Source organism: Cobetia sp. QF-1 (assembly GCF_002213105.1).
Classification (GTDB): domain Bacteria; phylum Pseudomonadota; class Gammaproteobacteria; order Pseudomonadales; family Halomonadaceae; genus Cobetia; species Cobetia crustatorum.
In genome coordinates this window covers 289,403-313,766 of the sequence record NZ_NBVS01000003.1, presented here as the reverse complement: position 1 = coordinate 313,766, position 24,364 = coordinate 289,403, and the positions used below count along the sequence as shown (strand labels likewise).

The following is a 24,364-nucleotide window of genomic DNA, read 5'->3' as shown; positions in this document are numbered from 1 at the left end:
ATGAGGGTATTGCTTATGTCGCGCAGGAGCTTCACATGTCGCACCACGATGCTATTCCGGCTCCGCGCCGTCACAGTCGCGCTGATCAGTTGATTCAGCAGTTTGATACCGTGCTGCGCACTCTCGTGCCTCACGCTGCCCAGCCGTCCAGGCCGTCGCCTGCCGGTGATACTCGCGATGACGAGATCAGTGATGAAGAGCGTCAGCACGCTGCTGGCCTGATGCGTATCAATCATACCGGTGAGGTGTGTGCTCAGGCGTTGTATCAGGGACAGGGCTTCACTGCTCGGCTGCCGGAGATTCGCCACCAGATGGAGCTTGCTGCGCAAGAGGAAGTGGACCACCTCGCGTGGTGCGATGCGCGTCTGGTGGAGTTGGATGCCAATACCAGCTTGCTCAATCCGCTGTTTTACATGACGAGCTTTGCACTGGGGGCGGCAGCGGGTGCCATCAATGACAAGGTGAGCCTTGGCTTTGTGGCAGCGACCGAAGAGTTGGTCGGCGAGCACCTTTCAGCACACCAGCAGACCCTGCCGCAGGGCGACCAGCGTTCGCGCGCGGTGCTACGTCAGATGGAAATTGACGAGGCACATCATGAGCAGTGGGCGTTGGAGGCTGGAGGTCATCGTTTCCCCGCTCCACTCAAGAGTGCCATGCGTCTGATGTCGAAGGTGATGACGGCCAGTGTTTATCGGGTATAGGGTATGCAGGTAAAAATCATGCGGGCCTGAGCATCAGTCGCAGGTCTTGGGCATGAAGAAGGCCGCCCTGGTGGGGCGGCCTTCTTGTCTTCAAGTCGTGCGTTTTTAGATAGCATCAAGGGCAGGAATCAACCTCAAGGGTCAATCCTTGACCTGATACTCTCCGTCCAGCGTTGTAGCGTCACTGCCATCTTCGCGGGTTTCAGGGCGTGAATAGTTCTGTCGACCATTGGCCTTGTCCTGAGCTTCTTGCATACGCTGCTGCATCTCACTCATGCGCTTCTTCATGCGGCGACGGATGAAGGGCAGCATGATGATGCCGAGTACCATCATGATCAGCGCTGCAAACAGGCTGAAGACCATGACGATACTGCCAACAATCCATGCTGCGACAAGTTTGAACCCGGACAGACCATTGGAAGGGCGTTGGTTGCCTGCATTGGTCTGCCACTGACGTGCCTGGTTCCATAATGTGTTGTGTTGTTGACCTTGCATATTGATTCTCCGCTATAGATGCCGGGCTGCTAGGCCGGGCAAGGATGACCCGATAGGTGAAAGTGGATGGTCGGGGGTATCGGGCCGGAATTGGGGTCTACTCAGGCTTGTTCATGACTTGGCCATACTGACTGCTGTCTTATGCTATCAGCATCGAAGCTGGCATCGTTGTCGTCAAGGCTGTCCGGCGTTGATGTGTCGGTTTGCGCAGCATCTCTTGTGGTACCTGTCGCGCCGCCTATCATGCTCTCTTTACATCAGTCTTGATCAGAATCTGCTGCTCGCCTGCGCTGGCCATTAATCTACCGGTAGCCGGGATAAAGAGACAGCGCACTTGCCAAGCCAATGTTACCGATTGGCAGTGGCATGTTCAGTGACATCTGCTGAGGTTGTCCCTGATGGTCCAAGCCTTTTATCAAGATGCCATCTGCATCAACTTCCACTGTCTGTATGCTTTTAATGCCGTCGCTGGCAGCAAAATTCAAGGTCTCGCGCATGTTATCGCGATCAAGCGCGGCATCATCAGTCGGGGAGGATGCCTTGCGCAGTGCCTCGCTGAGAAGTTCTCCGTCAGCAAGGTTGATGGATAATTCCATCTCCCAGCCACTTCTTCCCCATCCGGTGAACTGCACGTGATCATGGCGGATGTCCATGGTACTGAACTGCAGCATGCCTTGGCGACTGGCGTGCATCATCATCTGTGTCAGCAGCTCCGGCGCGAGTCCAGCGGATAGGGTAGTGCTGTCAGCGTGGCTTGCGGCATCGGCGGAGAGCCATGTAGCGTCACCGTGAGCATGAACGTTATTTTTGCTAGCCCCCTCGCTGTCGGCGGTATTCATCTGAATCGTGTTGCCGGCGCCTTGCGTGCCTGGCATGAGTCCAGAGGCGTTCAGCTGATGGCGGGCCGGAAGGTCCTCTATACCATTGGCATAGGCGGGAGTTGAACCCAGCATCAGACCAAGAGCGCCAACGCCAAGCCCATGACGCAAGCTCTGTGCTGACTGGCTGTCTAGCCAGAAATAGGCGGCCCGCGACCGAGCGCTTTTTGGCCGAGCAGCACGCGATGCAGAAAGTGTGGACATGAACTCCTCCTCAGGGATGGCTGAGCATGTCACGTAGCATGGCAGAGGCGACCTTGCGCAAGACTGAGAGCTGAATTCATCTGAGGTTCATTGCATCCTGTCAGTCTTTGCGTCATATGGGTGGCTGTCAGTGAATATCTTTCTCTCTGTCTCCTACCTGCCGCTTATCTTTCGCCCGGCACCTCTTTCCCGGCGCGCAGCATGCATAGCCGCATTCCAAGAGGCCCCTTCATGCAGACTTCCCGCAAGGCCCCTGATATTTCCCGGGCATCGTGCTTGGGTCGATTCCGGCATCGACGTACCTGGTTATGTATCGGCTTGGGAAGCTTGCTGGTTGGCTCACTGGCACTTCCGCAGCTGGCGATGTGTGACAGCGAACGCTGGCGCAGTCTGCATGATGAGGTGGCAGCAGGGCGTGTGATTTCATTGTCTCAGCTACTTGATGGCCTCGAGCGTGACTGGTTGGGGCAAGTGGTCGAGGTGGAATTGGACGAAAGTCATGGTGAGCTGATCTATGAAGTCGAGATGCTCGGCCCGCAGGGGCAGATGGCCAAGTTCACCGTGCGTGCCTCTGATGGCAGCCTGCGCGAAGTCCGTGGCATCAATCTTGGAGACATGCGGCGCCATGCTGACGGCACGCTATCTGATGGCAATGTCATGGACGATAACAGTGTCATGGATGATGACAGGGTTATCGATGAGGGTGCCGGGCCACCCTGATGGGCGGTATGCTAGAAGTACTTCCCACGTTGAGCGCAGCGATGCCGTGCCGGCGTCAGGACACCGATTGCGTCAGGAGCCTGAGAGCTGATGAAAATATTGCTGGTTGAAGATGATATGCCGCTAGCCGAGGCGCTGATGGCACGCCTAAGCGAAGCGGATGTGCTGGTCGAGCACGCTACCACCGGGGGTGATGCAGACTTTCTGGTGCAGACTGAGCGCTATGACGCGGTGGTGCTGGATTTAGGTCTGCCGGACGGCGATGGCACCCGCTGGTTGGCACAATGGCGTGAAGTCGGTATCGAAGTGCCGGTACTGGTGCTGACGGCACGTGAGCGTTGGTCTGACAAGGCGGCTGGTTTCTCTGCCGGTGCTGATGATTATGTCACCAAGCCTTTCGAGACTGCCGAAGTTATCTTCCGTCTGCGCGCGCTAGTGCGCCGCTCTCGCGGCCATGCACATCCGGTGCTCAAGTTGGGTGACCTGGCCTGTGATACCCATGGCGGCACTGTCAGTTTGGCCGGACGTCCGGTCTCGTTAACCGCACAGGAAACTCGCCTGCTGATGCATTTGATGCATGCCGTGCCTGGCGTGGTCAGCCGCTCTGAACTGGTCGAGCACGTCTACGATCGCGACCATGAGCCTGATTCCAATGTCATCGATGTGCAGATCAGTCGTTTGCGTCGCAAGCTGGGTGCTGAGCGCATCGAGACCCTGCGCGGTCGCGGTTATCGTCTGCGTGACCCTGATGCCGAGTCGGAAGCAAGCGCGTCACACGATGATGGCGACGACGCATGAAGCCATTATCAGTCGGCCGCCGATTGCTCGGTGGCTCGCTGGTCATTGCACTGATTGTCATGCCACTGACCGGTCTTGGGCTGGCATGGAGTTTCCGTGATGCCGTTACCACTGCTTTCGATCAGCGGCTGCTGTCGTTGTCGAAGGTGCTGATTGCGGCTATCCAGTTTGACCGTGAAAAAGGCCGCCCCGGATTGACTCGCTCGCTGGGTGATCCGCGCTTTGATCAGGCCTATTCTGGCTGGTACTGGCAGATATCCGATCGCAACGGCAACGTACTGACATCACGCTCGCTGTGGGATCAACGGCTGCCTCCGTTGGAAGACATGAGTAATGGCATCGTACAAAGTCGCGATATCAAGGGGCCGCGACATCAGGTACTGCGTGCTATCGAGCGCGATATTCGCCTGCCTGGACGCAACCAGCCACTGCATGTGATGGTCGCTGCCAGCCGTAGCGAGGTAGATGCTGAGGTCGCGCGCTTCGAGTGGCTATTGGCAGGCGCGCTGGCCGCGCTGGCTTCACTGTTGGCCTGTGGTTCTGCAGCGCAGATCAGCTGGGGCTTGGCGCCACTCAGGCGCTTGCGCTCGCGGCTCAAGCGGGTCGCTGACGGAGAGGCCGAGCGCCTTGAAGAGACACGCTTGCCGCCGGAACTTACTGAGCTGACCCGCGCAATCAATGCCGTGCTCGAGCGTGATCAACGCCTGATCGAGCGTGGACGTGCGGCAGCCGGTAATCTGGCTCATGCGCTGAAAACGCCGGTCAGCGTACTCAAGGCGCAGTCTGAACGCTTTGACGGAGATGATCGTGCACGTATCGATGCTGAGCTACGGCGAATCGATGAGGCTGTCCGACATCACCTGGCGCGTGCCAGTGCTGCCGGTGGCGCGCACTTGAGTGGGCGTATCAGCTTGCGTGACGCTGCTGGACCCGTGTTTGAAGGCTTGGGTCGCCTCGCTGGCCGGCGTGGTATCACGCTCAGTCTGGCGCTCGAGGATGACGCCAGCGTGCGGGTTGACCCGCAGGACCTGCAGGAGATGGTCGGTAATCTGCTCGAGAATGCCCTGCAGTGGGCGCAGAAAGAAGTCCGGGTGAGCAGCGAAACACGCGATGGTGGCGTGCTGCTGATCATTGAGGATGACGGCCCGGGCATGACGGATGAAGAAGGGGCTGCTGCACTCGGCCGTGGAGCGCGCCTCGATGAAGGGCGTTCCGGCTCTGGGCTGGGGCTTGCGATCGTGGATGACCTGATGGCGCTCTACGGTGGTGAGCTGTGTCTGATGCGCTCATCGCTGGGAGGGCTGGCCGCGCGAGTCTGGCTGCCCAGTTCGCCGCTGGTCGGTGCGCATCCGACGGCCTGATCTTACATAGTCACTGGCTATGATAATGATCTTTATAGATGATTGGTCGCTATTATGGTGGCAGCGTACTCTGTGATTGTCCGGCTGGCAGCCGGACGGGCTTCGTTTCTGAGTCTCGTCTGCCGCGCCCTGCGGTGATGACGAACTGGCGCTCCTTCGGGAGCGCCTTTTTTATACCTGTAGAGCGTCACCGTAGAAGGTCTTCCCCTCGCGAACGCTAACAGTCATGCTCAAGATCGCATAGGCTATCAGTCAGGTGTCATGTGACACGTCGGGCGTCAGGAGGTTGTGATGAAGGACATGACAATGTGTGCTCAACATGGCGATCTAGCGGGGCTGGCTGAAGCATTGGCTGCGTCGGATGCATGCGAGCGAGTCAATGACATCGACTATCGTGGTCGCTCACCATTGATGGTGGCGGTGCAGGCCAATCAGCCAGAAGCTGTCGCGGCACTACTCGCGGCAGGTGCTGATAGCGAGCAGACCGATGCCCTGCACGACACGCCATTACTGACTGCGGCGGCTTTGGGGCATCAAGGCTGCCTGGAGCGTCTGTTGGCGCATGGTGCCTCGGCTACCGTGCTCAATCGTTTTTCCTCTACCGCGTTGATGTCAGCGAGTGAGCGCGGCCACAGTGGTATTTGTGAACTGCTGCTGGAGCAGACATCCATCGATGTCGATCACCAGAATACGCTCGGTTGGACTGCTCTGATTGAAGCGGTATTACTGGGTGATGGTGATATCGCCTACCAGCAGGTCGTGCAACATTTGTTGAACCATGGCGCCGACGTCAATCTGGCGGATGCCGAAGGCGTTACACCACTAGCCCATGCACGCTGGCGCACGTTTGAGGTGGTGTGTGAGATGTTGGAAGCGGCCGGTGGGCATGAACGTGGTATCGCCCATGAAGTTGAGCCGCCGACGCCTCATCAAGCATGACGGTAGATCGTCAGAAGGAGCGTCGCATGACCGTGACATGGGGACTGCTGATAATGGGTGTAGCTTTGCTGCTGCTGGGAGGATACCGCTGGCAGCACGCTCAATCCTTTGCGCGAGAAAGCGTGCAGGTGACAGGAGAAGTGATCAACCACGACCGCGCGCTGAATGTGGAGGGGCGCGGGCGCATTCATCTGCCCAAGGGTGGCCCTCTCAGTGAGGGTGAAGCGCTGGCGATGGCGGGTCTGCCGCCGGGCGGGCGCTTCAATATCGAGGCCATTCAGTATGCTCCGGTCGTGCGCTATCAGGATGAGCGGGGCGGCTGGCACGAATATATCTCGCCGCTGGCGGTTCCCTCACCGACGCCCGCTGTGGGCGAGAATGTCGTGCTCACCTATCGGCGCAGTGCCCCGCATGAGGCAAGCCTGCCCAGCGCGCGCGGTTGGCTGATAGGGGTGCCGTTCGCACTGGGCGTAGCGCTGTGCGTAGTGGCATTGCGCCTATTGCTGCGCAGTGGTGGCGGATGAGTGACGCTGACCACAACGAACCGACCAAGAATGACCCTGCCGAGAAAGACCCGAGTCGGCGTTATGGCATTGGCATGTTGGTGCTGTGCTGGGGGCTGATGCTTGGCATGCTGGTCTGGTGGTTTCAAGGGCAGCTTGACGAGAGGAGCCGGCCTAATGCTTCGCTGGCAGGCCAATCACTGGCGGTGCAGCAGCCCTTGACGCTTACGCGCAATCGCGCGGGTCACTTTGTGGCACCTGGAGAGATCAATGGTGCAGCGGTGACCTTCCTGCTCGATACCGGCGCGACCTATGTCTCGGTCTCCGAGGCACTGGCGCAGCGCTTGAATCTGCCACGTGGACGGGATGCGCGCTTCACCACTGCCAATGGTGTCAGTCACGGTGCGCTGACCACGCTAGAAGAAGTCAGTCTGGCCGGGCTTGTGTGGCAAGAGGTGCGCGGTGCTATCGTGCCCGGTATGGACGATGACCTGGTGTTGTTGGGCATGAGCTTTCTGGGTCAGTTCGATATCAACATGCGTGGTCAGCAGATGCGTCTGACACCGATTTCCGACTGATGCACACCTTCAGAAAAGACAGAATACAAAAGCGCCCCGCTCAATGAGCGGGGCGCTTTTCATGCAGCAATCATTGGCCACTGCCTGTCACTCCCATCGGAGCGATTGAGCAGTCAGTCCTGACGGGGCGGCTCGACATGGCCACCGAAGCCGAAGCGCATCGCCGATAGCAAGCGATTGGCATAGGTGTTTTCCTTGCGCGAGCTGAAGCGCGAGAACAGCGCATTGGCCAGCACCGGCACGGCGACACCCTGCTCGACGGCGGCATCGACGGTCCAGCGACCTTCGCCACTGTCGGAGACGGCGCCGCTGTAATGATCAAGACGTTCATCACCGGCCAGCGCCTGAGCGGTGAGATCGAGCAACCAGGAAGATACGACGCTGCCACGACGCCAGACTTCAGCGATATCCGCCATGTTCAGATCAAAGCGCTGATCTTCCGGCAGGTCTGCGGAGCCCTTGCTCTGCATCAGCTCGAAGCCTTCCGCGTAGGCCTGCATCAGGCCGTACTCGATACCGTTATGTACCATCTTCACGTAGTGACCGGCACCGACCGGGCCTGCATGGATGTAGCCACGCTCGGCGCGCTCGTCCGGGGCATTGCGTCCCTTGGTGCGTTCGAGGTCGCCATAGCCCGGCGCAAGGGTGTCGAATAGCGGCTCAAGGTGATCGAACACTTCTTTCTCTGCACCAATCATCATGCAGTAACCGCGCTCCAGCCCCCACACGCCGCCGGAAGTGCCCACGTCGACGTAGTGCAGGCCTTTCTCCTTCAGGCTCGCTGCGCGACGGACATCATCCTTGTAGAAGGTATTGCCACCATCAATGATGGTGTCGCCTGCTTCCATGATGTCAGCCAGTGCGGCAATGGTTTGCTCGGTGATCTCGCCAGAAGGCAACATGACCCAGATCGCGCGTGGCGCATCGATCTGCTCGACCAGCTGGGCGAGGCTTTCGACGTGGGTCGCGCCGTCAGCCACGAGTGACTGGGCTATGGTGGCGTCGCGATCATGAGCGACCACTTCATGGCCATTGCGCATCAAGCGACGAGCGATGTTGCCGCCCATGCGGCCGAGTCCGATGATACCGAGTTGCATGTTCGTTCCTTTCACGTGAAGCCGGGGGAGAGTCGGGACGGCGCGAAGCCTACCCTGTGAGCTCTTTTGACGCAAAACGGGCCATGTCAATGACATGGCCCGTTAGCACTTTTGTGAGTCGCGTTAGTTACATCAGTACACGACCCTTGGCCAGAATCAATCCCAGCTCAGTGCGCCGCCAACCTGATATTCAGTGACGCGCGTTTCGAAGAAGTTCTTCTCCTTGCGCAGGTCGATGATCTCGGACATCCACGGGAACGGGTTCTTGGCGCCCGGGAACTGCTCCTTGAGGCCCAGCTGTGCGAGGCGACGGTTGCAGATGAAGTGGAGGTATTCCTCCATGATGGCCGCATTCATGCCCAGTACGCCGCGCGGCATGGTGTCGCGTGCGTATTCGATCTCGAGCTGGGTGCCTTCGAGGATCATCTGGGTGACTTCGTCCTGGAACTCGGCAGTCCACAGCAGCGGATTCTCGACCTTGATCTGGTTGATCACGTCGATACCGAAGTTCAGGTGCATGGACTCGTCACGCAGGATGTACTGGAACTGCTCGGCCACGCCGGTCATCTTGTTGCGGCGACCCATGGACAGAATCTGGGAGAAGCCGCAGTAGAAGAAGATGCCTTCGGTGACGGCGTAGAAGCCGATCAGGTTACGCAGGAATTCCTGATCCGTTTCCGTCGTGCCGGTCTGGAAGTCAGCGCGTCCGAGGGCCTGGGTGTGCTTGAGGCTCCAGGCGGACTTGCGTGCGACGGAATCCACTTCGCGGTACATGTTGAAGACTTCGCCTTCGTCCATGCCCAGTGACTCGATGCAGTACTGGTAGGCGTGAGTGTGGATCGCCTCTTCGAAGGCCTGACGCAGCAGATACTGGCGGCATTCCGGATTGGTAATGTTCTTGTAGACGGCCAGCACCAGATTATTGGCGACCAGCGAGTCAGCAGTGGAGAAGTAGCCCAGCGAGCGCATCACGATCAGACGCTCGTCATCGGTCAGGCCATCCTGACTTTTCCACAACGCGATGTCCGCGTTCATGTTCACTTCTTGCGGCATCCAGTGGTTCGCGGAGCCGTCGAGATATTTCTGCCATGCCCAGTCGTACTTGAAGGGCACCAGCTGGTTGACGTCAGCGCGGGCATTGATCATGCGCTTTTCGTCTACATGAATGCGCTGGGCACCCATTTCCAGTTCTTCGAGGCCTTTGGCAATGTCGAGCTCGTCCAGTGCTTGCTGGGCGCGCGCGATACGGTCAGCGTCGCTGACGGCGTAGCCTTCGCTGTTCTCGACCGCGATCGGCGCTTCGGTCGGTGCCGGAGCGGCTTGCGTCGGAGCCGCAGGTTTCTCGGCGGTCGGCGCTTCATCTTCGTGGAAATCGTCCCAGTTCAACATGTTGCGTTCCTCGTGTTCGTTGGTGGCCACGCGGATGATCAGCGTGACGCAAAAGCGTGAGCGGTGCGTTCTACGACGCAGGCGCCATCGGGTCGCGTGTCTCTGTGTGATGCAAAGGAGACAGGCCGAGAGGTGTCAGGAGGCGATGATTGTTAGTGACGGCACAGGACCGAGCGAGGCTCGGTCCTGGTAGGTAGCCGCAGGCTGTCTCCGGTACAGAATCGCATCGGAGGCAGCAAGTCACTCGCTTACTGGCAAGACTCGCAGCCGAGTTCGTCGATGGTGCTGGCGGAGGGGGCACGCTGTCCGCTCTTACCCTTCAAGAAGTCTTCGATGCCGCGCGGCTCTTGCGCCGCCGGTGCCGGGGCTGCCGGAGCAGGGACGGCCGGTGCTGTCGCAGTGTCGTTGCCAACAGCGTTGTGCTTGCTGCGATCGACAGTGGATTTTTCCACGGCAGTCGCACCCAGAGCACGGAGGTAATAAGTGGTCTTGAGGCCACGGAACCATGCCATGCGGTAGGTCACGTCCAGCTTCTTGCCGGACACGCCTTGGATGTACAGGTTCAGAGACTGCGCCTGATCGATCCACTTCTGACGACGCGAGGCCGCTTCGACGATCCACTTCGGCTCGACTTCAAAGGCGTTGGCATACAGCGTCTTGAGGTCTTGCGGAACACGCTCGATCGGCTGCACGCTGCCGTCGTAGTATTTGAGGTCATTGATCATGACCTCATCCCATAGGCCGCGCGCCTTGAGGTCGTTAACCATGTAGGCGTTGACCACGGTGAACTCGCCAGACAGGTTCGATTTCACGAACAGGTTCTGATACGTTGGTTCGATGGACTGCGAGACACCACAGATATTGGAGATCGTCGCGGTCGGCGCGATCGCCATCACGTTGGAGTTACGCATGCCCTGACTGCGGACCTTCTCGCGGATGTAGTTCCAGTCCTGAGTCTGGCTTTCGTCCATCTCGATGTAGTCAGCGCCACGCTCCTGCTTGAGCTTCTCGATGGAATCGATCGGCAGAATCCCTTGGCTCCACAGTGAGCCGTCAAAGCTCTCGTAACGACCACGCTCGGCAGCCAGGTCACTGGACGCTTCGATGGCGTGATAGCTGACCAGTTCCATGGATTCGTCAGCGAAGGTCACGGCTTCTTCAGAAGCGTAGGCAATGGACTGCGCATAGAGCGCATCCTGGAAGCCCATGATGCCCAGACCCACCGGACGGTGACGCATGTTGGAGCGTCGTGCCTGTGGAACTGCGTAGTAGTTGATGTCGATGACGTTATCGAGCATGCGCACGGCGGTACGAACAGACTTCTTGAGCTTGTCGCCGTCCAGCTTGCCGTCGATGACGTGCTGGGACAGGTTGATCGAGCCCAGGTTGCAGACCGCGATCTCATCCTCGGACGTGTTGAGGGTGATCTCGGTGCACAGGTTGGACGAGTGCACGACGCCGGCGTGCTGTTGCGGGCTACGGATGTTGCACGGATCCTTGAACGTGATCCACGGGTGGCCGGTCTCGAACAACATGGACAGCATCTTGCGCCACAGATCACGTGCCTTGACGCGTTTGAAGAGCTTCAGCTGGCCCTGACGGGTCATCTCTTCGTACTGCTCATAGCGGACCTGGAAGGCAGCGCCGTACAGGTCGTGGAGATCCGGGCAGTCGGACGGCGAGAACAGGGTCCAGTCGGTGTCATCGAAGACACGCTTCATGAACAGATCCGGCACCCAGTTGGCGGTGTTCATGTCGTGAGTACGACGACGGTCATCACCGGTGTTCTTGCGCAGGTCGAGGAATTCCTCGACGTCCATGTGCCAGGTTTCCAGATAGGCACAGACAGCGCCCTTGCGCTTGCCACCCTGATTGACGGCAACGGCAGTGTCGTTGACGACTTTCAGGAAGGGCACGACACCCTGTGACTTGCCGTTGGTGCCCTTGATGTAAGAACCCAAGGCACGTACTGGCGTCCAATCGTTACCGAGACCGCCGGCCCATTTGGAGAGCATGGCGTTGTCGCGGATAGCACCGTAGATGCCATCGAGAGCATCCGGCACGGTGGTCAGGTAGCAGCTGGACAGCTGACTACGACGAGTCCCGGCGTTGAACAGGGTCGGCGTGGAGGCCATGTAGTCGAAGCTGGACAGCAGCTCGTAGAACTCGATGGCGCGACCTTCGCGGTCTTCCTCGTTCAGGGACAGGCCCATCGCGACACGCATGAACATGACCTGCGGTAGCTCATAGCGCACGTCGTCCTGGTGCAGGAAGTAGCGGTCGTACAGGGTCTGCAGGCCGAGATAGGTGAACTGGTTGTCACGCGAGTGATCGATGGCTGCGCCGAGGCGCTCCAGATCAAAGGTGGCCAGTTGCTCATCCAGTTGCTCGAAGGCGATGCCGCTTTCGATATAGGCCTTGAAGGCGACCGGATAGTGCTCCTGCATTTCACCGAACGTCGCTTCGTCAGCGACCTTGAGGAAGCTCAAGGCTTCGCGGCGCAGGTTGTCCTGCAGCAGGCGAGCGGTGACGTAGGTGTAGTTCGGGTCTTTCTCGACCAGCGTACGCGCGGTCATCATCAGTGCGGTGGACACGCCATCGATCGGCACGCCGTCGTACAGATTCTTCAGCGAGTCATCGACGATTTTCTGGGCATCGACGTTGGACAGCTCAGCACAGGCATCAAAGACCAGCGTTTCGATACGGCCAAGGTCCAGCGGGCGCACGGTGCCGTCGAGATGGGTGACATTGATGGTCGGGTGCGGCTTGGTGATGCCATCGTTCTGCGCGCTGCGGGCACGCGTGTGCTCATCGCGGTACAGGACGTAAGCGCGGGCTGCCTTGTGCTCGCCGGAACGCATCAGTGCCAGTTCAACCTGGTCCTGAATGTCTTCGATGTGCAGCGTGCCGCCATCAGGCATACGGCGCTGGAAGGCGTCAGTGATCTGACTGGTCAGCTGCTGGATCAGGTCGCGAATGCGCGAGCTGGACTCGACCTGGTCGCCTTCCACGGCGATGAATGCCTTGGAGAGCGCGACGGAGATCTTGCTGGCGTCAAAGGCCGCAACATCGCCGGTGCGCTTAATGACGCGCAGGCGCTGGGGTGCAGTCAGATCGACTGCTGCCTGATCGGTGCTGGTAGTGGTATCCATGACGCCTTCCTGAATCGTCTGAAGATGAATCGTTGCCGTTTGAGGCTCGTTGGCAGTTCGCTTCGGACAGCTATTGTTGCAAGCTCTCACGAGTAATTTGGGATATGAAATTTTCAATCGCATGTGAACCGTTCAGCGGTAGCTCAGTGGCATGCTGATCAGTGCTAATTCGACACGCTTTCAATGGCTCATGAGGCTTGACAATTGCCTCTTGGCTCGATGAGCTATGGTGTCGTAAAACCCCTACATATAGGGACAAAAGCGATTTTTGACACAAGATAGTGTTATCCACTCTTCAGCGCAAGTGGATAACACTGTGGGCAAAATGTGGTTGAAAATTCCATCCTCTAGCGCCCCCGTCGATAGGCGATGTCAAGATGTTGAGCGCGATTTTTTCCACTCGTCTGTGGCCAAAATTTTGGTATTGATGACGAGATGAGAGTCTATGAGTTCTTTCCATAGAAGACGCCTCGAGCGCCAGTATCCTAGAAAAGCTAGAATGCTGGCGCTCGAGGCGTTTTTTCATAAGATAGTGCTTGTGGCCGCGTATTGCGACTTGGTAGTACGCTATTCAGCGCAAGGTTTGATTACGGTGGCTCTTCGAACTGGAAATTTTTTTGCCCAGCCTCTTCATAAGCTGCTCTTTTCTTCAGGAGAGATCTGTGTTGTTTCCACTGCTGAAGCGTGCGGCCTGCCTTACTAGCCTTACGTTGGTTTTTCTTTAGCTGCTCGTTGGCAGAGATGCGCATGTAAAGCGCCTCCTCACATAAAGAAGGCAGAGTGAAGCAGGCTGGCAGCTGAATAGAGCTATAAGTAGTGACATCAGAACATTCTGATAAAGCATCTGGAGCATTTACATTGAGGTATGTCGTCACTACAGTTGCACTTGTAGATTTCAGCTAGAGCTCAGAGATCACTATGCAGTGGCGTTGGCGCGCCGAAGTTCTACATGAGTGATACGAGTTGCCCGCCCGCAAGCACTTATACTGCCTGTGGTTTGAAAGGCCTCCTCTTTTTTGAGAGGGGGCCTTTCGCGTTTAAAAAGAAGCGTCTTTCATTATGGACTAATGGCGCAAATCACCACATGTTGTGTAAGTGTTTGATTGAAAACACAAGATAGTGTTGTTTGCAGGGGCGTGCAAGTGGATAACTTGTGGGTAACGTGTGGTTGAAAATTCGGCCCTGTGGACAGGCGATGTCAAGACATTGAGCGTTAAATTTTATGCGCCCCGTCAATCCTTGCAGGGTCTGCTCTGCTGGCGCGCAAACGCACAAATTGGCGTATCATTCGTGACAAATCACCCTGAAAAGGTTACGACGTGGCACTGGACAGTAACGACTTGTGAGCTGCCTGCCACGCCGACCCAACGATGCGGATGGAATGCCCTTGGATACCAATGCGCAAGAACATGTACTGATTGTCGAAGATGACGAGCGTCTAGCGACACTGACGCGCGAGTATCTCGAAGCCAATAACTTCCGTGTCAGTGTTGAGCACGATGGCGGACGGGCAGTAGACCTGATCATCAGTCTGCGCCCTGACCTCGTGATTCTTGATCTGATGCTGCCGGGAGAGGATGGACTCTCCATATGCCGCCGTGTGCGTCCACAGTTCTCAGGCCCGATCCTGATGCTGACCGCGCGTACTGATGATATGGATCAGGTGCTGGGCCTTGAGATGGGCGCTGATGATTATGTGCCTAAACCGGTACAGCCTCGTGTACTGCTAGCGCGCATGCGCGCCCTGCTGCGCCGTGCCGATGGCCCGGAAGCATCAGCCGGCGAAACACGCCTGGTGTTCAATGATCTGGAAATTGACAACGCGACGCGTGAGGCATGGTTGTCACGTGAACGTATCGAGCTGACCAGCGCCGAGTTCGATCTGCTGTGGCTGCTGTCATCCAATGCTGGTCGCGTACTGACGCGCGAAGAAATCTTCTCAGCGCTACGCGGCATCAAATATGACGGCCAGGATCGCTCCATCGACGTGCGAGTCTCACGTATCCGACCGAAGATTGGCGATGATCCCAATCATCCGGAGCGGATCAAAACGGTGCGTAGCAAGGGATACCTGTTCGTCAAGGATCTCTGAGTCATGCGGCGTGCCCTGTCCGACAGTATTTTTCTGCGCGTCTACATGGCGTTGCTCCTGGCGTTGATACTGACGCTAGGTATTGCGCTGGGCGGCTTCCAGCTAACCAACATGGTTCGGCTAGAGGCCTACCAGACTCATTTGGGGGCAGCGCCGATGAAGCTGCTGACTCAGCGGGTATCTGCTACGCCAGATACGGAGCGGAGCAAGTTTCTCGCCCGAGTCTCTGGCTTGCTGGATGCGCGTCTTTTACTCGCACCCGTCGAGATGTTTGATCTCAACTGGTGGGAGCAACGACGTCTGGATGCCGGGCGACCACTGGTCAGAGCACACGCTGATACGGGCTGGCAGTTGTTGATGCAGGTGCCGGGTGAGCATCGCGTGCTGGAGCTTCGGCTGCTGCATCTGGCAGAGCGCCAGCTACGCGGTCTGATGGCCTTGCTCCGCGATACGTTGCTCCCGTTGATGCCCGAGCAACGTGGCAGCATGTTGGCGGAGTTGCAGCAGGTCTCCGGGTTATCTTTTGCGCAGCTCCCGGATGTGCCTGACAGTCTCGATGCCCAGCAGTCCAGTCGTATCAATGATGGGCGGGTGGTGCTCAATGTCGCCAGTCATGGCCGGGCGATGGTGCTTTATGCTCGCCTGGGCCACCAGACGCTGCTTAAGGTCGGACCACTACGTGGCTTTGAAACCACCCCACCTGCGCTGATCGCGGCGATGGTGCTGTCCGTCATTACCTTGTTGGGGGGAGTCATCTATCTAGTCGTGAGGTCGCTTGAAGCGCGCCTGACACGTTTGGAGAGAGCGGCGACACGTATCGCTGGTGGTTATCTCGATACGCGGGTACGCATTGAGTCCAACGACTTTCTAGGCCGACTTGGGATGGCCTTCAATGGTATGGCGGAGCGAGTGCAGGGGCTACTGGGGGCTCAGCAAGACATGATTCGCGCTGTCTCTCACGAGTTGCGTACGCCGGTGGCGCGTATCCGCTTTGCCTTGCAGATGATCGAGGACATGGTCGACGACGACTTCGTGCTTCGGCAGGTAAAGGGAGCCGATGGTGATATCGAAGAGCTCGACAAGCTGATCGATGAAATTCTGACCTATGCGCGCCTCAACAATGCGGCAGGTATTCAGCTCAATATGACCGCAGTGGATTGTCGCGAAGTGGCAGAGCAGGTGTGCGAGACACTCGCACCATTACACCCAGAGCTATTGTTGAGTATCGAAGGGGAGTCCCTTGAGGTAGAGGCTGAGGCCCGCTATCTACAGCGTGCATTGCAAAACCTTGTCTCCAATGCCTGTCGCCATGCTGATTCTCGTGTACTGGTGCGCATCACGAATGACCCACAGGTGATACGTATCGATGTTGAAGATGACGGGCCGGGCGTTGCCGAAGACGATCGCAAAAAGGTCTTCAAGCCCTTTGCGCGTCTCGATGATTCACGTACACGCGCTTCGGGGGGCTATGGTCTTGGGTTATCCATCGTTCAGAAGATCATGCACTCGCATGGTGGCAGCGTCGTGGTGGACCACGGCAAGGCCCTCAAGGGGGCGCGCTTCAGTCTGCTGTTGCCACTGACATCGGGGAAATTAGGGCGCGAGATGCCTGTAGTGCTTCCACCTGTTCTACCTACTGTGGCTGATGGAAAGGAGGGCGTATGATAGACACTTCAGATACGACGGCACATTTGCATCCAGAGTTGATCGGGTCATGGCAGCTGCAACGTTTCTGGTATGCCTGGCCGGATGGTAGGGAGTTGGAGCCACTCGGCGCCTGCAAGGGACAGCTGCATTACCTGGCAAATGGCTTCATGAGCGTGCAGTTGGTGTCCTGTGAGCGCGAGCCGTTAGGGACGGCGCCTTCGGATGATCAGCTGGTCACAGCATTTCGTAAGGGATTTGCCTATTGTGGCCGCTGGTACTGGGATGGGCAGAGAGAGGAGGTCTGCCATCAGTTGTCGCTGGCAACCATCGCGGATTGGGATGGTGTGACGCTCAATCGGAGTGTCAGCTTCAAGGAAGGCAGTCTGCTGTTAGGGACCGACGCTCCGAATCTTCAGCTGCCAGAAGGAGGCTTTTTAACCTGGTTGCAGTGGCAGCGATTACCGAATCATTAAACTCATTCACAAGAAGGCTTGACGTCAAGGTGGGTTGAAGTGCATAGTAGCGTCTGTTGGATAGCAAGACGCACCACTCAGTCGCCTGCGCAGTTCGGTTTCACGCCTTGAGCGCGCCGAAATGCCTCGCTGATTTGATGCATGGTTTTGCTTTGCCCACGCTCTTCGGGTAACGCCCGTTCTAATTAAACATGCTCATCAGAGAGGATATTTCTCATGGCTACCGGTACAGTTAAGTGGTTCAACGACGCTAAAGGTTTTGGTTTCATCGCTCCGGCAGACGGTGGTGACGACCTGTTCGTTCACTTCTCCGAAGTCCAAGCAGACGGCTTCAAGACTTTGCAGGACGGCCAACAGGTCTCCTTCGACGTCACCCAAGGCCAGAAAGGCCTGCAGGCAGCTAACGTCAAGGCTGTCGACTGATCATCACTCATCGCGGAGTACACTTCGCGTGAGATGATAGATGTCAAAACCGTCCCAGCTTATGCTGGGACGGTTTTTTTGTGCCTATGAAAAACGCTTGGCATGATGCTGTCGCAATATGGTGGGCAGTATCATGCCAGGTAGCGGACATCAAAAAGCCCACCATGCCCGTATTGACTACGTGGCATGGTGGGCTTTTTCAGATCGGTTGCTTTTGATCAGTCAGCGAAGCGTCAGGCAGGCTTCACGCCATCGAGTACCTCGAAAGAGGTCTCGCGGGCGGTACGCAGAAAATCATCCATCCACGGCGTACCTAGTAGATCTTCCCTGACGGCGGCGTAGAGTGTCGCCCAGATGCCGTCGCCCAGTGATAGTCCCCGCACGTAGTCGCGTGACAGGTACTCGGTCAGCGCCCAGTTGGGTAGCGCCGTGACACCACGGCCACTGGCGACCAACTGCATCATCATTACCGTCATTTCGGCGGTGCGTATCTCGCGCGGAGCAACATTGGCCGGTTCCAGAAACTGGGTGAAGACATCGAGGCGGTCGTGTTCGACCGGATAGATGATCAGCACTTCATCACGCAGGTCTTCAGGAGCCACATGCCCCTTGATTGCCAACGCATGCTGACGGGCCACGGCTAGCATGACTTCATAGCGGAACAAGGGAATGTAGCGAATACCCGTCATTTCCACCGGGTCTGCAGTGATGACGAGGTCCAATTGCTCGCGCCCCAGTGCACTGAGCGGCGCGAAGCTGTGTCCCGAAGGTATGTCGACTTCAATTTCCGGCCAGTGATCACGAAAGCGATCGACGGTTGGCATCAGCCACTGGAAGCAGCTGTGACATTCGATGGCCATGTGCAGCCGCCCTTGTTCGCTGCCGGCCATGCGTGTGATGTCACGCTCCGCCATGCGGAATTGTGGCAATACTTGCTCTGCCAGCGATAATAGTCGCTGACCAGCGCGTGTGAATTCTACCGGCCGCGTCTTGCGCACGAACAGCAGCGTGCCGAGTCGTTCCTCAAGATCTTTCAGCTGATGCGAGAGAGCAGACTGGGTGAGGTGGATGCGCTCGGCAGCCTCGACCAGCGAACCGGCATCACGTAGAGCTAGCAGGGTACGGAGATGACGTAATTCGAGCATGGTGAGTGTTGCTCATGTTTATGATTGGATTAATTAGTTTTATTCAATTTTTGGCGGACACGAGACTGAGGTCAATCGCCTAGACGTAAAAAGGCGCACAAGAAAACCATTCTAAATATAAATGATGCCGCCACGAGGGTGCTGATGGAGCACACTCATGACACTGTCTCACACTCTTGGCTATCCGCGTATTGGTGCCGATCGTGTACTGCGCTTGCGTCTGGGCTGATCAGTCATGCCTTGATTCAGTCATCTATGGGTTGAGTCGTCTATAGAGAGAGAGCGATGCCTTGGCATCGAAAGCGTCGGGTATCATGCCAGGCGCTTTTTTATGCGCGCCATTTCTCTTTTGTGCAGGCCCACAAGACGTGAAAGTCTTGATAAACTTTCTGAAAGGCGCGCCAGGACGGCGTCGTCATCTTCGCCTTCGAGTCCAGTGGCGGCGCCGATTCTCTTTATGGAGTTACCGCGCCTTATCCTGCACCCAGGCATGCCCAGGGAGGGCTCATGTCTCGTCAGCGCTGTCATCGTTTCGTTGCTATCTCTGCCTCCTGCAAGAGAGAAGGCTTTGCTCTCGCCCAGTTACGTAGAGTCGCTCCTCTGGCGCTCGCGGGGACGGCGCTTGTCATGGCAGGTTGTACCTCGTTGCCATGGAGTCATGATGCCGACAAGGCGTCGCGTGGCCATCCGATCCCACTCAAGATACCTGCCCCTGTCAGTGATCCACGCCCCGTCGTCAGCAAGGCACCTGCAACACCCGCGCCGCCGGCTCCCAGTGCTGAAGATCTTGGGCGAGCGCCGGCTATCAAGTTGCCGGGCGCTTTCTTGCCGCCCGTGAGCGCGCGCGAATATCAGGTCTGGCGCTGTACGCCAGCTCAGGATTTGCTGATGGCTTTCGGTCAGTCGGCTGCAGGTGCGACATCAGGCCATCATGATCAGCCCCAAAAGGACAGGCTGCATCTGTGGTCACGCGACCATGCCTACACGCTGGAGCACGTGATCAGCGCCTCAGGGGCACGTTATCAAGCGGAAGGTACGGCACCGATGTCAGAGGGCAAGATCGAGCACAGGGCTGAAAAAGAGGCTGAAAAAGAGGCTGATAAGGACAGCGGGCAGGAGAGAATGAAGAAGAAAGCGAAGCAAAAGGAGGTGGAAAGCGGCGGCGAGAAAGGGCTGGAAGTCTGGTTCAAGGGCACGCAAGCTACGCTGCGCAATGCGCGTGGCAGGCTTGAATGCGAGCAGGATGATCGACGCCAGATCCGCCCGATAGCCAGTGAACCGTTGCTGGTCGCACAAGGCAATGAGCCCGGTTGGCAGGTCAGCCTGGATAAAACGCGTAATCTGCTGACATTGACCGCTTCCGCGGGTCTGCTAGCCTCGGCTCATGGTGACAGCCTGGTAGCTCGCTCCGCAGATTCGCCAGAGGAGTTACTCATTGCGCGGTCTGATGTGCTTGCAGACGAATCGATCGTGGCTGCAATGCCTGCTGTAATCGCCTCCACTGCTACGGTGCTGACGTTGCCCTACCGTGTAGCAAAAGATGACGCCGGCGAGCGAGTGCTCAAGGCTACGTTGCCGAAAGGTGCCAGTGGCGTGGAGCACCTACAGTTTTCTGTTACGCCGGGGGCTTGCTTTGATTCCATGCAGGGCGCTCCCTATCCGCTGACGGCAAGCCTGACACTGGATGGCCGTACGTTGGGCGGGTGTGGTGAGGCATTTCGCTATTGAGGTGGTGATAGAATCATTCGGTTTTATCACATGATTCGCACAATAATTGTCGCTTTTTGTACAAGTGGATTCACTTATGATGGCAGCACGACGAAGCGAGCTTTGAGGCATTCAGCATTGATGCTGGCTCACTGATTCAGTCGCTCGCTTGGCTACTCATCTGCTTAAAGGGAATCTGCTCATGTCTACTGCGCCGCTCAATGTCTTGTTGGTATCCGCTTCACTGTTCGATGACAACGGTAACTCTCGTGTACTGGCAGCCTCATTCGTCCGTGCGCTGGAGGCGTCCGGTCTTCAATATAAGCTGACACATCATGATCTGGTCGAACGTGATCTGCCGCATCTCGGAGCGGCAGAAATGCAGGCATGGATGACGCCAGCAGATGAGCGCACTGCAGCGCAGCGTGAGCTAGTCATGTTGTCAGATACCTTCCTCGCCGAGCTGCGAGCAGCCGATCTGCTGGTAATCGCCGCCCCGCTTTATAATCTGGGCATACCGAGTCAGATGAAGGCATGGTTCGATCGCGTGCTACGTGCCGGTGAAACCTTCAATTATACGGCGCAAGGTCCAGTCGGCCTGCTGGAAGGCAAGCAGGCATTGGTACTGGCAGCGCGTGGAGGGGTTTATGCCGGTAGCGAGCTGGACTCTCAGACACCGCACCTCAAGTCCATGCTGGGATTGATGGGCATCGCAGACCAGCATTATGTTTATGCAGAAGGACTCAACATGGGCGATGAATATAAAGCCAAGGCCATGACAGAGGCGCAGTCAGGCATCGCGAACTTCGTTGAAATGCTATAAAGATCATCGCTCAGTGAGACTCTGCACACGACAGCGCCGCCCTTGGGGGCGGCGCTGTCGTGTGCAGGTCAGTCACTCAACTGTTCGATATGTGCGCGGAACGTATGCTCAGCTCGTCTCATCAAGCACTTGCAGTGCTCCCTTGAGTCGGGCACGTAGCTCCTCAAGCGGTGGGGGAGTCCCACCCAGAGGCCATCCCGCCGTCAGTATCACGCCGTCAGCGGTATAGTCACCACCATCGATCGGTACTCCGTAGCCGCTTAACCAATGGCGTATATCGGCTTCGTGAGCAAAGCCGACCTTGAAACGACGTGGGGTACGTGGAGTGAAGGTCGTGGTCGGTAGCTGTTCAAGCCCTTCAAGTACGGAACGACTGTAGGCGCGTGCCAGTCCGCCAGTACCGAGCTTGATGCCACCAAAATAGCGGATGACCACGCACGCCACCTGGCCGACACCGCTGCCTTCAAGTACCTGATACATCGGCCGACCGGCAGTGCCGCCGGGCTCCCCATCATCGGAGAAGCCAATCGCATTCTGCTCATTTGGTGCACCGGCAATGAAAGCGGTGCAATGATGGCGTGCATTGGGGTGTGTGAGATGCGCTCTGGCCAGCAGTCGGGCCATGCCATCAGAGGTGGGCGCATGCGCGAGCCAGGCAATGAAGCGGCTCTTCTCGATTTCGATGCTGTGCTCGTGATGCGCCTCGGGCGCCAATGCAGGTATCAGATAGCTCATCGTGCCATCTTACCGCAGTCACGCCACCAATGAGGCGCAGGATCTCAATGCGTCACAGCATTGCCGCGCACGACTCCCATCACCATGCCGAGTACTTCGATGTCTGCATTCTTGAGATATATAGGTGCCATGCTGTCGTTGGCCGGTTGCAGGCGCACACCGGACTTCTCGATATAGAGCTTCTTCAGCGTCACTTCCTGCTGGTTGATCATGACCACGGCTGTTTCGCCATTCTCGGCACTTTCACTACGCTCGATGATGATGATGTCGCCATCATGGATGTTGCAGTTGATCATCGAGTGGCCACGTACACGCAAAGCATAAGTGTTGCGGCGCACCATGCGCGACGGTACGGAAATGGTGCCGCAGTCGGCGATGGCTTCAATGGGCACTCCGGCGGTGATGTTGCCCAGCAGCGGGATATCCATCAGATGGCAAGCTTCGATTTCTTTCCAGGCTGCATCATTGAGCGGCAGATTATGAAGGCGCTGAAGGTAGTGCGGAGTGTGAAGTCGTGACATGAGCTATCCCCTAATGCCATGCGGCCGGTGCAGTATGTGCGTTGGCCTGCGGTGCAGCGTGGAGGGTCGTCAGGCTAAGTTCATCTGTGGCCTGCTAGGCTCTGCGAACATGATGACAACGCGATAGAGCCGACCCGATCAGTCTGCTGCCTGCGGTGTGGCAGGCATGCGATGAAGGTACTGTATGGATACTGTTTTTGTATACAGTGTTTGCATCATAGCAATCTCTCACGACGAGGCAAGAGGGAAGAATGTCGGGATGGATATTTGAGCATCTTTGTGTCGTATGAATATGCATCAGCTTTATCTAATTTAATATACTGGCCATTGACGCTGCCTTGAGTTTGCACTGCCTTTGCCCGTGGTGGCATTTGGCTAGAAGGCTGCATGGGCCGGTGCTGGAAAGGTACATCGGTGGTCAGTGTCGGCCTCAGCTCGTAGAATGGCGACCAGTGATCGACACGGGTTGATCACTGTTGTCGTACTCCACGACGGTTCAGCATCGGGATTGTGAGATGTCCATTCAGCCTGCTACTGATGCCGCTTATTCTGCACCGCCTCTGTTGGCGGTAGAGGCGTTGAGCTGCGAGCGTGATGAGCGCTGGTTGTTCCGCGAACTCGATTTCATGCTGTCTGGCGGAGAAATTCTGCAGATAGAAGGCCCCAACGGCAGCGGCAAGACCACGCTACTCAAGATTCTGTCGGGTCAATTCAATGACCATGAGGGCGAGGTATATTGGCGAGGACAGCCAGTGTCGCGTGCGCGCGGTGATTTTCTGGCATCACTGCTTTATCTGGGGCATCAGCCCGGTATCAAGGGTGCCCTGACGGCGCTCGAGAATCTTGCCTGGTATCAGGCGCTCGGCGGGGTTGTAGACCGTGTAGCGGGTGTTGATTCTGTGAATGCACCGTGGGCAGCACTCGCGGCAGTTGGGCTTGCAGGCTTTGAAGATGTTCCGGCCCAGCAGCTGTCGGCGGGTCAGCAGCGACGTATCGCGCTGGCTCGGTTGCATCTCACGCCGCGGGCATTGTGGGTGCTTGATGAGCCATTCACTGCCATTGATATCGAAGGTGTGGCAGCGCTGGAGCAATTGCTGCTCGCGCATGCCGAGCGCGGCGGTAGCGTCGTGATGACGACTCACCATCGCTTTTCGGACCCATCGCGGTTACGGCGCATTCAGCTCGGTGGCAATGTCGATGGTCAGAGACCAGCGCTTGATGAGGAGTCCGCATGAGGCGCGAGCCACTGATACCACTGGCGGAGAGCAACGCTGCGAGCACGGGGTCACTAGGAGCAGCGATGGCCGCCACGCTCACGCGTGATCTGCGTCAGGCATTGCGACGACGGAGTGAGCTGATCAATCCACTGGCCTTCTTCGCGTTGGTGATCACGCTATTTCCGCTGGGAATCTCACCGGACAAGGCGCTATTGGCGACGCTGGCACCGGGGCTGGTCTGGGTCGCTGCGCTATTGGCAACATTACTGTCGCTGGATGGCCTGTTCAGACAGGACTTCGACGATGGCAGTCTTGAACAGCTTTTACTGACCCCGCAGCCGTTACCGCTACTGGTCTTGGCCAAGGTGGTGGGCCATTGGCTGTTGACCGGGTTGCCGCTGGCGTTGATGGCGCCGCTACTGGGTGTGATGCTGGGTTTGCCGAGCGCTGCCTTCGGCGTGCTGATGGCATCGTTGGCACTTGGCAGCATGAGCCTGTCATTGATCGGTGCGATCGGCGCCGCACTGACAGTCGGGTTGAGACGTGGTGGTGTGCTGCTGTCCTTGATCATCCTGCCGCTGTATATCCCGGTACTCATCTTCGGGGCGGGCGCAGTACAAAGCGCCGTGGCAGGGCTACCCAGCCTGCCACATCTGGCCATTCTGGGTGCCATGCTGGCACTGGCGCTGTTATTGGCACCGCTGGCTATCGCAGCGGGCCTGCGCTTGAGCGTCAATGGCTAACCTGATGCGATCACTCGATTTCA

Annotated in this window: 24 protein-coding genes; 15 read left to right on the top strand and 9 right to left on the bottom strand. The window is 57.5% G+C overall.

The window, feature by feature from the left end; all coding sequences use genetic code 11:
• The first annotated feature begins 53 nt into the window (after nt 1–53).
• Complete coding sequence (coq7, locus tag CFN46_RS07745) at nt 54–701, top strand: 2-polyprenyl-3-methyl-6-methoxy-1,4-benzoquinone monooxygenase (RefSeq protein ID WP_024952130.1); 648 nt, start codon at nt 54–56, stop codon at nt 699–701.
• A 141-nt stretch (nt 702–842) separates the two neighbouring features.
• Here coq7 and CFN46_RS07740 read toward each other — a convergent pair whose 3' ends face one another.
• On the bottom strand, nt 843–1,196 hold the full coding sequence (locus tag CFN46_RS07740; RefSeq protein WP_088743170.1) for an ABC transporter ATP-binding protein: 354 nt from the start codon (nt 1,194–1,196) through the stop codon (nt 843–845).
• 302 nt (nt 1,197–1,498) lie between these two features.
• On the bottom strand, nt 1,499–2,278 hold the full coding sequence (locus CFN46_RS07735) for a hypothetical protein (RefSeq protein ID WP_088743169.1): 780 nt from the start codon (nt 2,276–2,278) through the stop codon (nt 1,499–1,501).
• Between the two features lie 231 nt (nt 2,279–2,509).
• Between CFN46_RS07735 and CFN46_RS07730 the strand changes: the two genes are divergently transcribed.
• The 6 genes from CFN46_RS07730 (at nt 2,510) to CFN46_RS07705 (ending at nt 7,177) form a co-directional block, all read left to right on the top strand.
• Nucleotides 2,510–2,998, top strand: coding sequence for a PepSY domain-containing protein (locus CFN46_RS07730; RefSeq protein WP_024952127.1), 489 nt, complete (start codon nt 2,510–2,512; stop codon nt 2,996–2,998).
• A 90-nt stretch (nt 2,999–3,088) separates the two neighbouring features.
• The gene (locus tag CFN46_RS07725) at nt 3,089–3,796 is read left to right on the top strand and encodes a response regulator transcription factor (protein WP_024952126.1); all 708 of its coding nucleotides are present in this window, start codon (nt 3,089–3,091) and stop codon (nt 3,794–3,796) included.
• Nucleotides 3,793–5,157, top strand: a complete 1,365-nt coding sequence (locus CFN46_RS07720) for a sensor histidine kinase (protein WP_024952125.1) — start codon at nt 3,793–3,795, stop codon at nt 5,155–5,157. Before CFN46_RS07725 ends, CFN46_RS07720 begins: the two co-directional genes overlap by 4 nt.
• Before the next feature lie 291 nt (nt 5,158–5,448).
• Nucleotides 5,449–6,096: an ankyrin repeat domain-containing protein gene (locus tag CFN46_RS07715; protein ID WP_024952124.1), complete on the top strand. Its 648-nt coding sequence runs from the start codon at nt 5,449–5,451 to the stop codon at nt 6,094–6,096.
• Between the two features lie 26 nt (nt 6,097–6,122).
• Complete coding sequence (locus CFN46_RS07710) at nt 6,123–6,620, top strand: hypothetical protein (RefSeq protein ID WP_088743168.1); 498 nt, start codon at nt 6,123–6,125, stop codon at nt 6,618–6,620.
• Complete coding sequence (locus CFN46_RS07705) at nt 6,617–7,177, top strand: TIGR02281 family clan AA aspartic protease (protein WP_254918431.1); 561 nt, start codon at nt 6,617–6,619, stop codon at nt 7,175–7,177. The genes CFN46_RS07710 and CFN46_RS07705 overlap by 4 nt, the downstream gene beginning before the upstream one ends.
• Before the next feature lie 113 nt (nt 7,178–7,290).
• Here CFN46_RS07705 and gnd read toward each other — a convergent pair whose 3' ends face one another.
• The 4 genes from gnd to CFN46_RS17565 form a co-directional block, all read right to left on the bottom strand.
• On the bottom strand, nt 7,291–8,274 hold the full coding sequence (gene gnd, locus CFN46_RS07700; RefSeq protein ID WP_024952121.1) for a phosphogluconate dehydrogenase (NAD(+)-dependent, decarboxylating): 984 nt from the start codon (nt 8,272–8,274) through the stop codon (nt 7,291–7,293).
• 156 nt (nt 8,275–8,430) lie between these two features.
• Nucleotides 8,431–9,663 carry a ribonucleotide-diphosphate reductase subunit beta gene (locus tag CFN46_RS07695; protein ID WP_024952120.1) on the bottom strand — a complete coding sequence of 411 codons (1,233 nt, stop codon included), beginning with the start codon at nt 9,661–9,663 and terminating at the stop codon, nt 8,431–8,433.
• A 248-nt stretch (nt 9,664–9,911) separates the two neighbouring features.
• Nucleotides 9,912–12,815 carry a ribonucleoside-diphosphate reductase subunit alpha gene (locus CFN46_RS07690; RefSeq protein ID WP_088743167.1) on the bottom strand — a complete coding sequence of 968 codons (2,904 nt, stop codon included), beginning with the start codon at nt 12,813–12,815 and terminating at the stop codon, nt 9,912–9,914.
• 587 nt (nt 12,816–13,402) lie between these two features.
• Nucleotides 13,403–13,564 (bottom strand): hypothetical protein, encoded by a 162-nt coding sequence (locus tag CFN46_RS17565; protein WP_176426434.1) that lies wholly within the window; start codon nt 13,562–13,564, stop codon nt 13,403–13,405.
• Between the two features lie 632 nt (nt 13,565–14,196).
• Here CFN46_RS17565 and CFN46_RS07685 point away from each other — a divergent pair.
• From CFN46_RS07685 to CFN46_RS07670, 4 genes are all read left to right on the top strand, one after another.
• The gene (locus tag CFN46_RS07685) at nt 14,197–14,907 is read left to right on the top strand and encodes a winged helix-turn-helix domain-containing protein (protein WP_035159738.1); all 711 of its coding nucleotides are present in this window, start codon (nt 14,197–14,199) and stop codon (nt 14,905–14,907) included.
• A gap of 3 nt (nt 14,908–14,910) precedes the next feature.
• Nucleotides 14,911–16,572 (top strand): ATP-binding protein, encoded by a 1,662-nt coding sequence (locus CFN46_RS07680; RefSeq protein WP_088743166.1) that lies wholly within the window; start codon nt 14,911–14,913, stop codon nt 16,570–16,572.
• Nucleotides 16,569–17,027, top strand: coding sequence for a lipocalin-like domain-containing protein (locus CFN46_RS07675; protein WP_024952116.1), 459 nt, complete (start codon nt 16,569–16,571; stop codon nt 17,025–17,027). Before CFN46_RS07680 ends, CFN46_RS07675 begins: the two co-directional genes overlap by 4 nt.
• Nucleotides 17,028–17,243: 216 nt before the next feature.
• On the top strand, nt 17,244–17,450 hold the full coding sequence (locus tag CFN46_RS07670) for a cold-shock protein (protein WP_024952115.1): 207 nt from the start codon (nt 17,244–17,246) through the stop codon (nt 17,448–17,450).
• Between the two features lie 233 nt (nt 17,451–17,683).
• Here the strand turns inward: CFN46_RS07670 and CFN46_RS07665 are convergent, their stop codons facing one another.
• On the bottom strand, nt 17,684–18,595 hold the full coding sequence (locus CFN46_RS07665) for a LysR family transcriptional regulator (protein WP_024952114.1): 912 nt from the start codon (nt 18,593–18,595) through the stop codon (nt 17,684–17,686).
• Nucleotides 18,596–19,102: 507 nt separating this feature from the next.
• Here CFN46_RS07665 and CFN46_RS07660 point away from each other — a divergent pair.
• Together CFN46_RS07660 and CFN46_RS07655 are read left to right on the top strand one after the other, a co-directional pair.
• On the top strand, nt 19,103–20,323 hold the full coding sequence (locus CFN46_RS07660; RefSeq protein ID WP_024952112.1) for a hypothetical protein: 1,221 nt from the start codon (nt 19,103–19,105) through the stop codon (nt 20,321–20,323).
• Nucleotides 20,324–20,504: 181 nt separating this feature from the next.
• The gene (locus CFN46_RS07655) at nt 20,505–21,125 is read left to right on the top strand and encodes an FMN-dependent NADH-azoreductase (protein WP_024952111.1); all 621 of its coding nucleotides are present in this window, start codon (nt 20,505–20,507) and stop codon (nt 21,123–21,125) included.
• Nucleotides 21,126–21,233: 108 nt separating this feature from the next.
• Here the strand turns inward: CFN46_RS07655 and CFN46_RS07650 are convergent, their stop codons facing one another.
• Nucleotides 21,234–21,860, bottom strand: a complete 627-nt coding sequence (locus tag CFN46_RS07650) for a YigZ family protein (RefSeq protein WP_024952110.1) — start codon at nt 21,858–21,860, stop codon at nt 21,234–21,236.
• A 44-nt stretch (nt 21,861–21,904) separates the two neighbouring features.
• Nucleotides 21,905–22,381: a LexA family transcriptional regulator gene (locus CFN46_RS07645; protein WP_024952109.1), complete on the bottom strand. Its 477-nt coding sequence runs from the start codon at nt 22,379–22,381 to the stop codon at nt 21,905–21,907.
• Between the two features lie 515 nt (nt 22,382–22,896).
• On the opposite strand from CFN46_RS07645, the gene ccmA reads away from it, so the two are divergent.
• Nucleotides 22,897–23,616: a cytochrome c biogenesis heme-transporting ATPase CcmA gene (ccmA, locus tag CFN46_RS07640; protein ID WP_024952108.1), complete on the top strand. Its 720-nt coding sequence runs from the start codon at nt 22,897–22,899 to the stop codon at nt 23,614–23,616.
• A 65-nt stretch (nt 23,617–23,681) separates the two neighbouring features.
• Entirely contained in the window at nt 23,682–24,341 is a 660-nt protein-coding gene (gene ccmB, locus CFN46_RS07635; RefSeq protein WP_246116459.1) for a heme exporter protein CcmB, read from the top strand.
• Nucleotides 24,342–24,364 lie beyond the last annotated feature (23 nt).

Excerpts from the sequence above, each read along its gene's own strand:
- CFN46_RS07650 (WP_024952110.1), bottom strand. The coding sequence starts at position 21,860 with ATGAGCTATCTGATACCTGCATTGGCGCCCGAGGCGCATCACGAGCAC.
- CFN46_RS07705 (WP_254918431.1), top strand. The coding sequence starts at position 6,617 with ATGAGTGACGCTGACCACAACGAACCGACCAAGAATGACCCTGCCGAG.
- CFN46_RS07720 (WP_024952125.1), top strand. The coding sequence starts at position 3,793 with ATGAAGCCATTATCAGTCGGCCGCCGATTGCTCGGTGGCTCGCTGGTC.
- CFN46_RS07660 (WP_024952112.1), top strand. The coding sequence starts at position 19,103 with ATGTCTCGTCAGCGCTGTCATCGTTTCGTTGCTATCTCTGCCTCCTGC.
- CFN46_RS07725 (WP_024952126.1), top strand. The coding sequence starts at position 3,089 with ATGAAAATATTGCTGGTTGAAGATGATATGCCGCTAGCCGAGGCGCTG.
- ccmB (WP_246116459.1), top strand. The coding sequence starts at position 23,682 with ATGGCCGCCACGCTCACGCGTGATCTGCGTCAGGCATTGCGACGACGG.
- CFN46_RS07695 (WP_024952120.1), bottom strand. The coding sequence starts at position 9,663 with ATGTTGAACTGGGACGATTTCCACGAAGATGAAGCGCCGACCGCCGAG.
- CFN46_RS07675 (WP_024952116.1), top strand. The coding sequence starts at position 16,569 with ATGATAGACACTTCAGATACGACGGCACATTTGCATCCAGAGTTGATC.
- CFN46_RS07735 (WP_088743169.1), bottom strand. The coding sequence starts at position 2,278 with ATGTCCACACTTTCTGCATCGCGTGCTGCTCGGCCAAAAAGCGCTCGG.
- gnd (WP_024952121.1), bottom strand. The coding sequence starts at position 8,274 with ATGCAACTCGGTATCATCGGACTCGGCCGCATGGGCGGCAACATCGCT.
- CFN46_RS07740 (WP_088743170.1), bottom strand. The coding sequence starts at position 1,196 with ATGCAAGGTCAACAACACAACACATTATGGAACCAGGCACGTCAGTGG.
- CFN46_RS07685 (WP_035159738.1), top strand. The coding sequence starts at position 14,197 with ATGCCCTTGGATACCAATGCGCAAGAACATGTACTGATTGTCGAAGAT.
- CFN46_RS07665 (WP_024952114.1), bottom strand. The coding sequence starts at position 18,595 with ATGCTCGAATTACGTCATCTCCGTACCCTGCTAGCTCTACGTGATGCC.
- CFN46_RS07730 (WP_024952127.1), top strand. The coding sequence starts at position 2,510 with ATGCAGACTTCCCGCAAGGCCCCTGATATTTCCCGGGCATCGTGCTTG.
- CFN46_RS07645 (WP_024952109.1), bottom strand. The coding sequence starts at position 22,381 with ATGTCACGACTTCACACTCCGCACTACCTTCAGCGCCTTCATAATCTG.
- CFN46_RS07655 (WP_024952111.1), top strand. The coding sequence starts at position 20,505 with ATGTCTACTGCGCCGCTCAATGTCTTGTTGGTATCCGCTTCACTGTTC.
- ccmA (WP_024952108.1), top strand. The coding sequence starts at position 22,897 with ATGTCCATTCAGCCTGCTACTGATGCCGCTTATTCTGCACCGCCTCTG.
- CFN46_RS07670 (WP_024952115.1), top strand. The coding sequence starts at position 17,244 with ATGGCTACCGGTACAGTTAAGTGGTTCAACGACGCTAAAGGTTTTGGT.
- CFN46_RS07690 (WP_088743167.1), bottom strand. The coding sequence starts at position 12,815 with ATGGATACCACTACCAGCACCGATCAGGCAGCAGTCGATCTGACTGCA.
- CFN46_RS07710 (WP_088743168.1), top strand. The coding sequence starts at position 6,123 with ATGACCGTGACATGGGGACTGCTGATAATGGGTGTAGCTTTGCTGCTG.
- CFN46_RS17565 (WP_176426434.1), bottom strand. The coding sequence starts at position 13,564 with ATGCGCATCTCTGCCAACGAGCAGCTAAAGAAAAACCAACGTAAGGCT.
- CFN46_RS07680 (WP_088743166.1), top strand. The coding sequence starts at position 14,911 with ATGCGGCGTGCCCTGTCCGACAGTATTTTTCTGCGCGTCTACATGGCG.
- CFN46_RS07715 (WP_024952124.1), top strand. The coding sequence starts at position 5,449 with ATGAAGGACATGACAATGTGTGCTCAACATGGCGATCTAGCGGGGCTG.